Source organism: Kitasatospora sp. NPDC036993, assembly GCF_055607525.1.
Window position 1 is genome coordinate 49,571 of the sequence record NZ_JBVJRP010000022.1, and the last position, 13,898, is coordinate 63,468.

The 13,898-nt window shown below is 72.6% G+C and carries 10 protein-coding genes; 1 reads left to right on the forward strand and 9 read right to left on the reverse strand.

Annotated features, from left to right (window positions below; translation table 11 throughout):
- Positions 1-74: 74 nt before the first annotated feature.
- The 5 genes from ACZ7C5_RS33525 to ACZ7C5_RS33545 form a co-directional block, all read right to left on the reverse strand.
- A complete protein-coding gene (locus ACZ7C5_RS33525; protein WP_401091536.1) occupies positions 75-1,409 on the reverse strand; it encodes an MFS transporter in 1,335 nt (444 codons plus the stop codon).
- A 198-nt stretch (positions 1,410-1,607) separates the two neighbouring features.
- Positions 1,608-2,930 carry a S8 family serine peptidase gene (locus ACZ7C5_RS33530; protein ID WP_470324136.1) on the reverse strand — a complete coding sequence of 441 codons (1,323 nt, stop codon included), beginning with the start codon at positions 2,928-2,930 and terminating at the stop codon, positions 1,608-1,610.
- A 70-nt stretch (positions 2,931-3,000) separates the two neighbouring features.
- Positions 3,001-4,392: a S8 family serine peptidase gene (locus ACZ7C5_RS33535; RefSeq protein WP_470324137.1), complete on the reverse strand. Its 1,392-nt coding sequence runs from the start codon at positions 4,390-4,392 to the stop codon at positions 3,001-3,003.
- A 99-nt stretch (positions 4,393-4,491) separates the two neighbouring features.
- Positions 4,492-6,102 carry a WXG100 family type VII secretion target gene (locus ACZ7C5_RS33540; RefSeq protein WP_470324138.1) on the reverse strand — a complete coding sequence of 537 codons (1,611 nt, stop codon included), beginning with the start codon at positions 6,100-6,102 and terminating at the stop codon, positions 4,492-4,494.
- A 95-nt stretch (positions 6,103-6,197) separates the two neighbouring features.
- Positions 6,198-6,674, reverse strand: coding sequence for a hypothetical protein (locus tag ACZ7C5_RS33545; RefSeq protein WP_401091544.1), 477 nt, complete (start codon positions 6,672-6,674; stop codon positions 6,198-6,200).
- Between the two features lie 391 nt (positions 6,675-7,065).
- Between ACZ7C5_RS33545 and ACZ7C5_RS33550 the strand changes: the two genes are divergently transcribed.
- Entirely contained in the window at positions 7,066-9,063 is a 1,998-nt protein-coding gene (locus ACZ7C5_RS33550) for an FUSC family protein (RefSeq protein ID WP_470324139.1), read from the forward strand.
- Positions 9,064-9,160: 97 nt separating this feature from the next.
- Here the strand turns inward: ACZ7C5_RS33550 and ACZ7C5_RS33555 are convergent, their stop codons facing one another.
- The 4 genes from ACZ7C5_RS33555 to ACZ7C5_RS33570 form a co-directional block, all read right to left on the reverse strand.
- Complete coding sequence (locus tag ACZ7C5_RS33555) at positions 9,161-11,008, reverse strand: ABC-F family ATP-binding cassette domain-containing protein (RefSeq protein WP_470324140.1); 1,848 nt, start codon at positions 11,006-11,008, stop codon at positions 9,161-9,163.
- Positions 11,009-11,128: 120 nt separating this feature from the next.
- On the reverse strand, positions 11,129-12,046 hold the full coding sequence (locus ACZ7C5_RS33560) for a 4-(cytidine 5'-diphospho)-2-C-methyl-D-erythritol kinase (RefSeq protein WP_401091550.1): 918 nt from the start codon (positions 12,044-12,046) through the stop codon (positions 11,129-11,131).
- Positions 12,043-12,951 (reverse strand): 16S rRNA (adenine(1518)-N(6)/adenine(1519)-N(6))-dimethyltransferase RsmA, encoded by a 909-nt coding sequence (gene rsmA, locus ACZ7C5_RS33565; protein ID WP_401091552.1) that lies wholly within the window; start codon positions 12,949-12,951, stop codon positions 12,043-12,045. The genes ACZ7C5_RS33560 and rsmA overlap by 4 nt, the downstream gene beginning before the upstream one ends.
- A 71-nt stretch (positions 12,952-13,022) precedes the next feature.
- Entirely contained in the window at positions 13,023-13,898 is an 876-nt protein-coding gene (locus ACZ7C5_RS33570; RefSeq protein ID WP_401091554.1) for a TatD family hydrolase, read from the reverse strand.

The following is a 13,898-nucleotide window of genomic DNA, read 5'->3' on the forward strand; positions in this document are numbered from 1 at the left end:
GGCTCCGGGTCCGGAAGGGAAATCGGTCCTCCGGGCCGACCGCGCCCGCGCCGCCGGCCGGGCCGCGCACGCTCCTACGCCGCCGGGTCCGTCCCCAGCAGGGGCGTCCGGCGTCGGCCGCCGTCCACCGGCCCGAGCTCCGCGCCGAGGGTCTCCGGCAGCAGCCGCAGGCACCCCAGGGCCAGCAGGCCCAGCGCCGCCAGGTACCAGCCCACCGGCTGCGCCGTCCCGTACGTCCCGGTCAGCCGGGTGGCCACCAGCGGCGTCGTCGCACCGCCGATCACCCCGCCGAGGTTGTACGTCAGCGCCGCGCCCGTGTAGCGCACCCGGGTCGGGAACAGCTCCGGCAGGAACGCCGCCACCGGCCCGAACACGCAGCCCAGCACGGCCATCGCCCCCGCCAGCGCGACGAACATCAGCGGCCGGCTCACCGTCTCCAGCAGCGGGAACAGCGCCGGCGACCAGACCGCGGCCAGGCCCGTCGCCCACCGCAGGGTCCGCCGCCTGCCCCACCGGTCACTGCGCGAGGCGCTCAGCCACACCGTCGCGGCCATGCCCACCGCGCCGGCCAGCAGCATCGACAGCATCAGCGTGCTCGGCACCCCGAGCCCGGTCGTCGCGTACGCCAGCGCGTACGTCGTGGTCAGGTAGAACAGCGCGTACCCCACGGTGATCGCCCCACCGCCCGCCAGCACCGGGCGCCAGTGCCCGCGCAGCACCTCCAGCACCGGCAGCCGCTCCCGGGACTCCTCCGTCCGGAACAGCGGCGACTCCTCGATCCGCAGCCGTACGAACAGCCCCACCGCGACCATGACGAACGAGGCCAGGAACGGCACCCGCCAACCCCAGGCACGGAACGCCCCCTCGTCCAGGCCGAGTTGCAGCGCCAGGAACACCCCGTTCGCCAGCACGAACCCGATCGTCGGCCCCAGCTGCAGGAACCCCCCGTACCGCCCCCGCCGCCCCGCCGGCGCGTTCTCCGCGATCAGCAGCGCCGCACCGCCCCACTCCCCGCCCAACCCGACGCCCTGGCACACCCGCAGCACCACCAGCACCGCCGGCGCCCACCAGCCCCACACCGCGTACCCCGGCAGCAGCCCCACCGCCGCCGTCGCCAGCCCCATCAGCAGCAGCGACACCACCAGCGTCGCCTTCCGCCCCACCCGGTCCCCGAAGTGCCCGAACACCACCGCCCCCACCGGCCGGGCCAGGAACGCCACCGCGTACACCGAGAACGCCGCCAACAGCGCCCCCACCGTGCCCAGTCCGGGAAAGAACACCGGCCCGAACACCAACGCGGCGGCCGTGCCGTAAATGAAGAAGTCGTAGAACTCGATCGCCGTCCCGATCAACGCCGCAGTCGCCGCCCGCCGCAACTGCCCGGCCTGCCAAGCACCCTCCGCATCCATACCACCACCCTCGCCACCCCATTCGGCCCTGGCCAGCCCCCACCCGAGTGACCCCGGCGCACACCCCACCACCCCACGCCGCCCCGCACTCCCCGCTCGCCGTCCGCCGTCCGCCGCCCGCCGACAGCCGCCCGCCGACACAGACGAGGGCGCCGGGATGAACCCGACGCCCTCGTGCCCGCTGTCCCGCCAACGCACCTACCGCGCGTACGGGTTGTCCTCCGGCGGCACCGGCGGCCGATACGACGGCGGAGGCGGCGCCACCGCCCCCAGCGGCTGCTGCGCCGACACCGGCGGGGCCTGGACCTCCGGCCGCACGACCGGCTTCCGCCGACGCCGCACCACCGCGAACACCACACCCGCCACCAGCACCAGACCCGCCACCACACCCGCCACGATCGGCACCGCACTGCCCGAACCCGACGCCCCCTCCGCCTTCGGCTGCGCCGTCGACCCACCGGCCGCCACATCGGTCGGACTCTCGGTCGGCACCGGCGCCGCCGACGCAACAACAGACGAACTTGCCGAAGGCAACCCCACGGGCGGCGTAGCCGTGTTGACGGGAATCGGCGACACGTCCGCCGGCCCGGGATCACCCGGATCCGTCAACGCGATACGCGGCCGCACCGCACCGTAGCCGACGATGTCGTTGCGGGGTGACCCGTCATTCGGCTTTCCCGCAGTGTTGATGAGAACCCGCAGGACCTGGTTCCCCGTCCAGTCCTTGTGGACGGCCCAGACCAATGCCGCCGAGGCCGACACCAAAGCGGTCGAGTCCGAGGTCCCATGGCTCTTGCAGTAACCCGTGGCACCGGTGCAGGCGGACATTACGTCCTGACCAGGTGCGATGAACGCTACTTGCGGGCCCCGTTCGGACTCCGCCGTGACGGTGCCGTTCTGGTCCGAGGCCCCGACGCCGACCACACCCGGAAGTGCCCCCGGATACTCGACCAGATTTCCCTTGTCGGCCCCGTTCCCGACGCTGGCAAATACCAGAACGCCCTTCGCGCGGGCTCCTGCGATGATCCCATTCAGTTTCGCCACATCAGCCGGGAGGGCCGTTACCGCCTCGATGCCCTGCGAGATGTTGATGACCTTCGCCCCTTGGTCCACCGCATAAGTGATGGACTGGCCGATCTGATCAAGGAAGTCGGTCGATACGAGCGATCCGACCTTACCGGTGTTGATCTTCAACGGAAGGATCTTGGTGCCGGGCGCCAGCCCCTGCGCGCCGGTCCCCCCGTTTCCCCTGCCAGTACCGGCGATGAGGCTGGAGATGGCAGTACCGTGGCCGTCCGCGAACGACCCCACACCACCAGGGCTTCCACTGAAGTCCTTGCCCGGCAGGAACTGTCCATCCAGGTCTGGATGATCGAACTTGAACCCGCTGTCGATCACCGCGACAGTGACGCCCTGCCCCTTGGTCACCTGCCACATCTCCGCAGCGCGCATGGCCTCCAGATGCCACTGCTGCTGCCGAATCGTGTCCTCGGCAATGGCCGGCGTCACCACAGTCCCCACCGCACACAGACTCACAGCCCCAAGGCACACAAACCTACGAGCCCACATCCAGCGCCCCCACCAACTCGACCTACTTCGCGTACGGGTTGTCCTCCGGCGGCACCGGCGGCCGATACGACGGCGGAGGCGGCGCCACCGCCCCCAGCGGCTGCTGCGCCGGCACCGGCGGGGCCTGGACCTCCGGCCGCACGACCGGCTTCCGCCGACGCCGCACCACCGCGAACACCACACCCGCCACCAGCACCAGACCCGCCACCACACCCGCCACGATCGGCAACGCGCTACCCGAACCCGACGACTTCTCCGCCACCGGCTGCGCCGTCGGCGCACCCACCGCCACATCCGTCGGATTCTCAACGGGAGTCGGCGCCGACGACCCGGCAGGCGAACTCGCCGCAGACGACGGGGCGGTAGAAGGGGCGGACTGGACGATCGGGATCGGCGGGACATCCGCCGGGCCAGGATCGCCGGGATCCGTCAAGGCAATGCGAGGCCGAGCCGCACCGTAACCGGCGTCGTCGGTGCGACTCGATCCGTCAGTCGGCTTTCCCGCGGTGTTGATGAGAACTCGCAGAACCTGATTCGCCGTCCACTCCGGGTGAACCGACCAGACCAGCGCCGCCGAGGCGGAAACCAAAGCGGCGGAGTCCGAGGTGCCGTGACTCTTGCAATAGCCGGTGGACGAGGTGCACGCCGCAACCACATCCATCCCCGGGGCGACAAGGTCCACCTGCGGCCCGTGCTCGGACTCCGCCGTCACCTTCCCGTCCCGGCCCGACGCCCCCACACCGACCACGCCCGGCAGTGCACCCGGGTACTCAACCGGATTGCCCTTCTGCGCCCCGTTTCCGACACTCGCCACCACGAGGGCGCCCTTCGACCTCGCAGCCGCGATGATGCCGTTCAACTTGGCCACCTCTTCCGGCAGCGGAACCACCGCGTTGATTCCCTGCGAGATGTTGATGACCTTGGCCCCCTGATCGACCGCATACGTCACGGCCTGGCCGATCTGGTCGAGGAACTCGGCGGAAATCGATGCCTCGACGGACCCATTGTTGATCTTCAACGGAAGAATCTTCACGCCCGGAGCCAACCCCTGAGCTCCCGTTCCGCCCATGCCCCTTCCAGTGGAGGCGATCAGGCTTGCGATCCCCGTGCCGTGCCCGTCGCCGTAGGAACCCACTCCACCAGGGGTTCCGCTGAAGTCCTTGCCGGGAAGGAACTGCCCCGCCAGATCCGGATGCTCCAGGTTGAATCCGCCGTCGACCACCGCAACAGTGACGCCCTGCCCCTTGGTGATCTTCCACATCTCCGAGGCATGCATCGCCTCCAGATGCCACTGCTGCTGCCGAATCGTGTCCTCGGCAACGGCTGGCGCCGCGACCGGGCCGACCACGATTCCCGCTGCCAGAAGCGCCGCCGCAGCAGCCCGCCAACGCGCTCGCGCGTTCGTCCGCCCCATCACAACTCCTCGTCAATCTCGCCGTCGACCGGGAAGCGCGCCCCGAACAAGCCTGCCCGGCCACTGGGGAAGCCCAGTGGCCGGGCAGTCGCTGCCGTCCTACTCAATCACGTCCGGGTTGCTGTGCGGCGTACCGCTGGTCCAGGTCTCCTCGTCCTCGTGCAGGTAGTCGGCCCGCTTGCGGCGGTCGCGCTCGTTCCGGCCGCCGTGGCCCGCCATGCCGGGGGCCATCATGCCGCTCTGCCGAGCCTGGGCACCGCCCTCGGGAACGCTCGCCGCACGGTTGCGCAGACCCGTACCGCCAGGCGTGAACTCCCCGCCCGCGACAGGTCCCTTGCGGCCGCCGACCGCACCGCCGGTCGTCGAGGACAGGCCCCGGCCACGTGAGCCGCCGCCGGCACCGGCACCGATCGCACCCCCGTGGGCTCCGCCCATACTGGGGTGCATGCCGCCCGCGCCGTTCGGCCCGCCGACCCGGCCGCCGCCAGGCCCCGCCTCGCGGTTGCCGAAGACCGTTCCGCTGGGCAGTCCCGGAGTGCCGCCCTTGCCCTGCCCGGGGCCGCCGCCGAACGGCGCCGTACGCGGCTGGACCTGGCCACCGCCCCCGCCCCTGCTCTGGATCTGTCCGCCGCCCGGTCCGATCGGGATACCCGGCACCGGCACACCGGGGACGCCGGGTCCGTTGGTCTGGCCGCTCGGCCCGTTCGGGTAGCCGGGAAGGGTGGTCGGCCCGTCCGGCGGCAGCTGGCCGCCGCCGGGCCCGTACGGGCCTGTCTGGGTCGGGAGAGTGGGCAGGGTGGGCAGGCTGTTGAGGTCGGTGCCCGGACGGTTGACCGGGTCCGACGGGTAGGACGACGGGATCGAAACCCCCGGGTCCTGCGGTGCGGACGGCAACTGGCCACCGCCGTGCGGAGGGGCCGGGGTGTAGCCCGGGCTGCCCGGGCCGGGGCCTCCCGCTCCCGGGTCGTGGGGCAGGACCGTGCCGCCGCCATAGCTTCCGGCGGACGGGTTGGAGCCGCCGCCCACGCTTCCACCACCCGAACGGGGGCTGCGCACAGAGCCGCCAGAGCCTGCCGAGCCACCACTACCACCCGAGACTGCGGTCGAGTCGTAACGGTTCCTGCCCGAGTCGGGCGTCCCGGGCAACACCAGGCCGTCGCCCAGCCCGTTGAGCGTCGTCGTCGCCGCGACGTATGCCTGCGCCAGCTTCTCCATCTGATGGATGGCTTCCTGGTGCGCCATGTAGATCTCACGCGTCCCGGCCATGGCCTGCGTTTCGGTGACCCACTTGTCGCCGACACTGCGCCTCATCGCAGCGTCGATCTCCGACGCGCTGGGGCTGCTGTCCGGCTTGATGGAGACAAGCTGCATTTGCTTGATCACCACGGGATCAGGCTTCTGCGTCTTGCGCCCCTCCACCCAGTTGAGGGCGTCATGCGGTTCCGGCGGCATAGCGGCCTTGGCAGTGCTGAGTGCTTCCCCGGCCTGGTGCATGGCATCACCCGCGCTCGCCGAATAGCCGCCCAGCTTCTCGGCGGACAGTTGCAGGTTGCCGGCCCAGGTCTTGAAACTCTCGGCAGCCGGGCCTTCCCAGGCGACGTTGCCGACATGCGACTTGAGTGCCGCGCTCAGCTCCTTCAGAACACGGCCCGCCGACTGGAGCTGAGTGCCACGGGTCAATACGATCGCGGGATTGGTCTTCTCGACCATCGCAATGAGCGCCTTGTGGCTGCTGCTCTCGAAATCAGTTCCGCCTGACAATGCCTACTCCCCGTCTCCCCGTATCTCTCTCGCCCAGGACACCGTCAGTAGCTGACTTCGGTCCGCTTGGACGAGGACCCGTTGGCCGCAGCCGCGACCGCGTTCTGCGCGGACGTCGTGTGGTCCTCGTTGGTCGCGTACTGGCTCGCCGACGTCGCGACCGCGTCCTTCATGGCCTGGATCTGAGAGACGAAATCCTTGTGAAGCTTGACGAGCTCTGCGTGCACCCGGCCGTAGGCGGTGGTCAGGTCGGTCGCTTCGATGAACGTCGCACTGGCAAGGTGCTGCCCCTGCAACTTCTGCTCCTGCACGTTGTACGGTGCAGCCGCCGACCCCTCCATCACCAGGAGCAGGGCTTCGATCTTCCGTGTGAACTCGGTGAGCGTGTCGATCTCGACCTGGACGTCCTGCTTCCCGAAGGCCGCCACCAGGTCGCCGGCGCTGACGTTCGTCTGCGCGGTGCTGACGAAGGGAGCGATGTTGACCCCGCCGAAGGGCCACGGGAGCTTCTTCTCCAGCACGAACGGCGTCGTGTCCCCCGAAGGGTTCGCCGGTGCAGGAGTCCCCGACCCGTTACCGTCGCCTTCTGCCACAGCAGTTCACCTCTCCCCCGTACGCCGCCCGCGCGCCCGGGGCGCCCCGGGCGACCTCGGGCCGCAACACACCGTCAACTTCTGGGTCGTACCGTCCTGGTCGGTTCACCGCCCGCCCTGTGGACGGTTTCCGCCTCCGTCATCGTAGCCACCACCCCTGTCGGACCGGCAGGGCCCTTGGCCCGGCCGAAAGCGATCGGTACGAACTTGACACGTACGGGGCCGCCGATGCGGCCCTGGGTAGACTGACCCGGTACGCCCCATCTGCCGCGCAATGTCGCACAGCAGCGACCCAAGGCCGCAGAACGGACGTGTCCCCATGAGCTCCCCCGGCTCCCCCGACTCGGCTGCCTGGTGGGCCCGCGCCGCGCGGCCGGCACGGCCGCCCCTGCCGGTGGCGCTGATGGTGCGGGCGGCGGCGGGCATGGCGGTGCCGTTGACGGTGGGGCTGCTGACACACCGGCTGGACCTGGGGGTGTTCGCCGGGCTCGGGGCGATGCACGCGACGATGAACGACCGCGCCGAGCCGACCAGGCTGCGGGCCGCCCGGATCGGGACGGCCGTCCTCGCCTCCGCGTTCGGCATGCTGATCGGCACCGCCCTCCAGCACGCCGACGCGGACGGTCTCGTCCTCGGTGTCGTGCTGACGCTGACCGCCTTCGCCTCCGGCGCGCTGAGCGCGACCGGTCCCCGCGGCTCGGCGGCCGGGATGCTGCTGCTGGTGTCGGCCGCGCTGGGCAGCGGGATGCCGCTGCCGCAGCCGTGGTGGGCGGCGGCGCCGATGATGCCGCTCGGGGCCGCGTTCGTGGTGCTGCTCGGACTGCTCCCGGGCACGCCGAAGCGGTCCGCCGCCGATCCGCGGAACCGGGCGCTCGCCGCCGCGTACGACGCGCTCGGCCGCACCCTCGCCGACCTGGGCGGCCCGCGGGCGGCCGCCTCGCGCCAGGTGCTGACGGCCCGGCTGAACCGGCTCCAGGACCTCCTCCCCCGCGAGGGCCGCCGGGACCACCGCCGCGGCCGGATGTACGAGGCCGCCCTCGCCGCCACCGAGGCCGCGACCGGCCTGCTGTGGGCCCGGCGCCCCGTCCCCCCGGAGGTGGCCGAGGTGCCGAACCTGCTGGCGGCGGCCGTGCGGCGGGGCGGCGGCGAGGTCGTCGTCCCCGACTGGCGGCCCGACACCCCCTCCCGGCAGGCCCTGGACGTGGCGCTGCGCGCCGCCGCCGACACGGTGGCCGGCCGCGAGGTGCGGCTCGGCACCGCCCCCGCGCCGCCGCCGGACCCCTGGCGGCTGCGGGCGCGGCTGCTGTCCCGGGGGTCGGTCCGGTACGGGCTGCGCGTCGCGCTGTGCATCGCGGTCGGCTCGGCGGTCACCGCCAACTACCCGCTCAGCAAGAGCTACTGGGTGCCGATGACGATCGCCTTCGTGCTCAAGCCCGATCTCGGCTCGGTGTTCCTTCGCGCGGTGAGCCGGTCGATCGGCACCGTGCTGGGGGTGGCCGTGACCGCGGGGCTGCTCCTGGCCACCACCGACGAGTGGGCGCTGACGGCGATGGCCGCGGTCTGCGTGGCCCTGCTCCCGTACGCCACGGCGGCGCACTACGGGCTGAACACCGTGGTGATGACGCCGATGGCGCTGATCCTGCTCCAGCTCGGCGGGCAGAGCAGCGCCGCCGAGTTCTGGCCCCGGGTCCTGGACACCGTGCTGGCCAGCGTGATCGTCCTGCTCTTCGGATACCTGCTGTGGCCGGAACGCCCGCGCCACCGCATCGAGCCCAGGCTGGTCGACGCGACGACGGCCCTGCGGGCCTACCTCGACGCCGTCGTCGAGGACGCCACCACCGGGGCCGGCAGCGCCGGGACCGCCATCACCCCCGAGGACGCAATTGCCGAGGACGCCGCCACCGGGGCCCCCGCTACCGAAAGGAGCACGGCCGCCCGGACCGGCAGCGCCCAGGTGTGGCTGCGCCGCACGGCCTACCGGTCGCTGGCGGACGCCCGCCAGGAGGTGCAGCAGGGGCTGGCCGAACCGCCCCCGACCGGCCGGCTGGCCGAGCGGTGGCTGCCGGCGACAGCGGCGCTGGAGCGGCTGGGCGGCGCGGTGGCGGCCTTCGCGGCGCAGATCCGGTACGGCGGCCGGGTGCCGGACCCGGCCGAGGTCGACCGGGTGCGGCACGCTCTGGACGAGCTGACCGCCGCCGCCCACGCGCACCGCCCGCCGACGAACCAGGCGGCCCGTCCGACGGCCCCGCACGACCCGACCCGCAGCGCGCTGGGCCCCGCGGCGGAGGAACTCGAAACACTCCTCCGCCACGACTGAGCGACTGAGCGACTGAGCGACTGAGCGACTGAGCGACCAACGACCGAACGACTGGACCGCCGAACGACTGAACGACCGAACTGCCGAACGCCCGGTCTCAGACCTGCTCGGCCAGCTCCAGCCAGCTCATCTCCAGCTCCTCCTTCTCGTCCCGGACGGCACGCAGCTGCCCGTCCAGCTCCGCGACCTTGGAGAAGTCGGCGGCGTGCTCGGCGAGTTGGGTGTGCAGCTTGGACTCCTTCTCGTCCAGCTTGGCGATCTGCCGCTCCAGCTTCTGCATCTCCTTCTTCGCCGCCCGCAGGTCCCCGCCGGACAGCGCGGGAGCAGCGCCCCCGTCGTCGGAGGCGCCCGCGGCCGTCGAGGAGGCGGAGGCCGCGGAGGCGGCCGAAGCCGCCGAAGCAGCGGCGGCGGCCATCCGGGCGCGGCGCTCCAGGTACTCGTCCACGCCGTTCGGCAGCATCCGCATCTTCCGGTCGCCGAGCAGCGCGTGGACGGTGTCCGTGGTGCGCTCGATGAAGAAGCGGTCGTGGCTGATGACGATCATCGAGCCGGGCCAGCCGTCGAGCAGGTCCTCCAGCTGGTTGAGCGTCTCGATGTCCAGGTCGTTGGTGGGCTCGTCCAGGAACAGCACGTTGGGCTCGTCCATCAGCAGCCGCAGCAGCTGGAGCCGGCGCCGCTCGCCACCGGACAGGTCACCGACCGGCGTCCACTGCTTGTCCTTGCCGAAGCCGAACTGCTCGCACAGCTGGCCGGCGCTCATCTCCCGGCCCTTGCCGAGGTCGACCCGCGAGCGGACCTGCTCGACGGCCTGGAGCACCCGGATGGCCGGGTCCAGCTCGACGACCTCCTGCGACAGGTAGGCCAGTCGCACGGTCTTGCCGACCTTGATGACGCCCGAGGCCGGCTGGACGTCGCCCTCCGAGGCGTACGCGTCCCGCAGGGCGCGCAGCAGCGAGGTCTTGCCGGCGCCGTTGACGCCGAGCAGGCCGATCCGCTCGCCGGGGCCGAGCTGCCAGGTGAGGTTGTCCAGCAGCAGCTTCGGGCCGGCCTTGACGGTCACGCCCTCCAGCTCGAAGACCGTCCTGCCGAGCCGCGCGTTGGCGAACTTCATCAGCTCGGACTTGTCGCGCGGCTCCGGCACGTCCGCGATCAGGGCGTTGGCCGCCTCGATCCGGTAGCGCGGCTTCGAGGTACGGGCGGGGGCGCCGCGGCGCAGCCAGGCCAGCTCCTTGCGGGCCATGTTCTGGCGCTTCTGCTCCTCGACGGCCTCGATCCTGGAGCGCTCGGCCCGGGCGAAGACGTAGTCGGAGTAGCCGCCCTCGTACTCGTGCACCTCGCCGTTCTGGACGTCCCACATCCGGGTGCAGACCTGGTCGAGGAACCAGCGGTCGTGGGTGACGCAGACCAGCGCGGAGCGGCGCTTCCTGAGGTGGTCGGCGAGCCAGTTGATGCCCTCGACGTCGAGGTGGTTGGTGGGCTCGTCGAGGACGACCAGGTCGGGCGAGCCGAGCAGCAGCTTGGCGAGGGCGATCCGGCGGCGCTCGCCGCCGGAGAGCGGGCCGATCACGGTGTCCAGGCCGTCGGCGAAGCCGGGCAGGTCGAGGCCGCCGAAGAGGCCCTCGATGATGTCGCGGATCCGGGCGTCGCCGAGCCACTCGTGGTCGGCCCGGTCGGCGATCACCTCGTGCCGGATGGTGGCCTCGGGGTCGAGCGAGTCGTGCTGGGTGAGGACGGCCATCTGGAGCCCGCCCGAGTGGGTGATCCGGCCGCCGTCGGGCTCCTCCAGCTTGGCGAGCATCCGGATCAGGGTGGTCTTGCCGTCGCCGTTGCGGCCGACGACGCCGATCCGGTCGCCCTCGCTGACGCCCAGGCTGACCGCGTCCAGCAGAGCGCGGGTCCCGTAGACCTTCGTGACGGACTCGATGGTGGCGAGGTTGACGGCCACGTGTGCAGCGCTCCTGGGTTCGGCGGTCGCGGGGCGGCCCGCCGCTCGACGGCCGGGCGCCCCTCTCGGGACACCCCGATCTCCCCAGCCTAATGGGCCTGCCGGAACACCATCACCGCGTCAGCCCGCCACGGACGCCCCCGGCACCGGCCCGTGCGTGGCGTGCGCGGTCCGGCAGGTGCCGGAGGCCCGCAGCGCCTCGGCCACCGCGGCGGCCGCCTCGGCGTCCTTGACCAGGAAGGCGCAGGTCGGCCCGGATCCGGAGACCAGCGCCCCGAGCGCGCCCGCCTCGGTGCCGGCCCGCAGGGTGGCCCTGAGCGAGGGGCGCAGCGACAGTGCGGCGGGCTGGAGGTCGTTGGTGAGCGCGGTGGCCAGGGCGACGGCGTCGCCCTCGGCGAGCGCGGCGAGCAGCGCCGGGTCGGCGTCCGGGGTGGGGACGTCGGTGTCGCCGGAGCCGGTGCCGGCCTCCTCGCGCAGCCGGTCGCACTCGCGGAACACGGCGGGGGTGGACAGGCCGCCCTCGGCGACCGCGAAGACCCAGTGGAAGGTGCCCTCGACGGCCAGCGGCTCCAGGATCTCGCCCCGGCCGCGGCCCAGCGCGACACCGCCGACCAGGGCGAACGGCACGTCGGAGCCGAGTTCGGCGGCCAGCTCCAGCAGCGTCTCGACGGGGGTGTCCAGCTGCCAGAGCGCGTCGCAGGCGAGCAGGGCCGCCGCGCCGTCGGCGCTGCCGCCGGCCATGCCGCCGGCCACCGGGATGGCCTTGGCGATGTGCAGGTGCACGCCCGGGTCGGCGATGCCGTGGCGGGCGGCGAGCAGCCGGGCGGCGCGGGCGGCGAGGTTGCTGTCGTCGAGCGGGACGACGGCGGCGTCGGGACCGGTGCAGCTCAGCGTCACGCCCTCCCCCGGGGAGGCGGTGACCTCGTCACCGAGGGCGACGGCGAAGAAGACGTTGGCCAGGTCGTGGAAGCCGTCGGCGCGCAGCCCGCCGACCCCCAGCTGGACGTTGACCTTGGCCGGTACCCGTACGGTGATCACGCGTCCCCGGCCTTCGGCTTGTGCTCGGCGATCGCGGCGAACTGCTCCACCGTCAGCATCTCGCCGCGCAGCTTGTGGTCGATGCCGGCGGCCGCGAGCGCCTGCTCGGCCCCGGCGGCGGAGCCCGCCCAGCCGGCCAGCGCGGCGCGCAGGGTCTTGCGCCGCTGGGCGAACGCGGCGTCCACGACGGCGAACACCTCCGCGCGGCTTGCGGTGGTCTGCGGCGGCTCGCGGCGGATCAGCGAGACCAGCCCGGAGTCGACGTTGGGGGCGGGCCAGAACACGTTCCGCCCGATGGCGCCGGCCCGCTTCACCTCGGCGTACCAGTTGGCCTTGACCGACGGGATGCCGTACACCTTGCTGCCCGGCTTGGCGGCGAGCCGGTCGGCGACCTCGCTCTGCACCATCACCAGGGTCCGCTCGATGCTGGGGAAGGTCGCCAGCATGTGCAGCAGGACGGGCACGGCGACGTTGTACGGGAGGTTGGCGACCAGCGCGGTGGGCGCCGGGCCGGGCAGCTCGGTGACCTCCATGGCGTCGCTGAACACCAGGTCGAAGGAGTCCGCCTTGCCGGGCATCCGGGCCGCGACGGTGTCCGGCAGGTGCTGCGCCAGGACCGGGTCGATCTCGACCGCCGTCACGTGCCGCGCCACTTCCAGCAGCGCGAGCGTCAGTGAGCCGAGCCCGGGCCCGACCTCCACCACCGCGTCCTGCTCCGTCACGTCGGCGGCCCGGACGATCCGCCGCACGGTGTTGCCGTCGATGACGAAGTTCTGCCCGCGCTGCTTGGTCGGCTTCACGCCGAACGCTGCCGCCAGCTCCCGGATGTCGGCGCTGCCCAGCAAGGGGGTCCCCCCGGCCGGAGGCTGGGGGCTGCTGTCAGGGGTGGGGTCGGTGGTGCTCACGCGCCAAGGATACGGGCGCACGGGGTGCCGCCCGGACCCGCCGATCCGGAACGGCCCCCTCGGAGCGGTGCTCAGTACCCGAAGGCCCGCGCCGTGTTCGCCGCGATGGCCGCGGACAGCTCGTCCTCGGCCAGCCCCAGGGTGGCGGCCATCGCGCGCACCGTGACCGGGATCAGGTACGGGGCGTTGGGGCGCCCGCGGTAGGGGTGCGGGGTGAGGAACGGGGCGTCGGTCTCGACCAGGATCCGGTCCTGCGGGGTGGCGAGCAGGGCGTCGCGCAGCGGCTGGTTGGCCTTGAAGGTGACCGGGCCGGCGAAGGAGAGGTACCAGCCGTGCTCGGCGCAGGTCCTGGCCATCTGCGCGTCGCCGGAGTAGCAGTGGAAGACCGTCCGCTCCGGGGCGCCCTCCTCCAGGAGGACGGCGATGACGTCCTCGTGGGCGTCCCGGTCGTGGATGACCAGGGCCTTGCCGTGCCGCTTGGCCATCTCGATGTGCCGGCGGAACGACTCCTTCTGGATCTCCACGCCCTCGGGGCCGGTGCGGAAGTAGTCCAGGCCGGTCTCGCCGACCGCCACCACCTGGGGCAGCGCGGCGAGCCGGTCGATCTCGGCGAGCGCCTCGTCCAGCGCGGCGGCGCCGCCGGCCTTCCGCCGCTGCCCGGACCAGTCGTCCGGGTCGCCGAGGAAGATCCGCGGCGCCTCGTTGGGGTGCAGCGCGACGGCCGCGTGCACCTGTTCGTACTGCGCCGCCAGGTCGGCGGCCCAGCGCGAGCCGGGCACGTCGCAGCCCACCTGGACCACCGTGGTGACCCCGACCGAGGCGGCCTTCGCCAGGCCCTCGGCCGGGGTGCCGGACTGCATGTCCAGGTGGGTGTGGGAGTCGGCCACCGCCACCGCCAGGGGTTCCGGCAGCGGCGGCGGGGTCGACCGGTCGTCCTTGGCCGCCAT